The organism is Intrasporangium zincisolvens (assembly GCF_034724055.1).
GTDB classification, from domain to species: domain Bacteria; phylum Actinomycetota; class Actinomycetes; order Actinomycetales; family Dermatophilaceae; genus Monashia; species Monashia zincisolvens.
This window is the reverse complement of record NZ_JAWIIL010000024.1, coordinates 1-1,180: the sequence shown is the minus strand read 5'-3', so window position 1 is coordinate 1,180 and position 1,180 is coordinate 1. Positions and strand designations below refer to the sequence as shown.

Below are 1,180 nucleotides of genomic sequence, written 5' to 3'. Positions count from 1 at the left end.
TGAAGGTCGATCCGGTGCGGTTGTTGGCGGCGCGGCCGCAGGTGCGCAAGGTGTTCGGTGATGCGTGGGTGTTGATGGATCGGATCCATGATGCGAACGACTCGGGTGAGATCTTGTTCCGGTATCTGCGGGATCATCGGCCGGATGTGAATGCGTGGTTCGTGCTGGAGAAGGACACGCCGGACTGGCGGCGTCTGAAGGAGGACGGGTACGGGGCGCGGTTGGTGGCGCACGGGTCGTTGCGGTGGAAGCTGTTGATGATCAATGCGGGGCATCTGGTGTCGTCGCACATCGACAAGCCGGTGCAGGAGCCGCCGGCGGTGATGGCGCATGTGCCGGTGCCGCGGTGGCGGTTCACGTTCCTGCAGCACGGGGTGATCAAGGATGACCTGTCGCGGTGGTTGAACCCGAAGCAGATCGACTTGTTCGTGACCTCGACGCCGGGGGAGTACGCGTCGATCGCGGGGGACGGGTCGCCGTACGTGTTCACCGACAAGGAGACGGTGCTGACGGGGTTGCCGCGGTTCGACCGGTTGCACGAGAAGGCGCGGGAGTTCTCGGGTGAGGGGTGTGACCTGATCCTGGTGGCGCCGACGTGGCGTAACTGGTTGGTGCCGCCGCTGAAGCCGGGGAGTCAGCGTCGGGTGATCGACCGGCATTTCTTCGAGACGGACTATGCGAAGGCGTGGACGGCGTTCCTGTCGAGTCCGGAGCTGGCGGAGCTGGCGGCGCGGACGGGTCGTCGGGTGGCGTTCTTGCCGCATCCGAACATCCAGCCGGTGTTGGCGAAGATGGATCTGCCGGATCATGTGTTGCCGTTGTCGTTCGATGGTGCGGATGTGCAGGAGTACTTCGCGCGGGCGGCGGTGTTGGTGACGGACTATTCCTCGATGGCGTTCAACACGGCGTACATGGATCGTCCGGTGGTGTATTTCCAGTTCGACGAGGCGCGGGTCATGGCTGGTGGTCACGTGGGTCGGGCGGGGTACTTCCAGTACCGGCGTGACGGGTTCGGTCCGGTGGTGGCCGAGGCGGGTGATGCGGTGCGTGCGGTGGTGGAGATCGCCGGGCACGGGTATGCGGCGACGCCGGAGTACCAGGCGCGGATCGAGGCGACGTTCCCGATGCGTGATGGTCGGTGTTGTGAGCGGGTCACGGCCGCGATCGAGGCCCTCGACCG

Annotated in this window: 1 protein-coding gene; it reads left to right on the top strand. The window is 65.5% G+C overall.

Features of this window, described 5'->3' with window-relative positions; all coding sequences use genetic code 11:
• Positions 1–1,180, top strand: a 1,180-nt coding sequence (locus tag RY076_RS23615; protein WP_323102474.1) for a CDP-glycerol glycerophosphotransferase family protein, incomplete at both ends; no start/stop codon positions are given.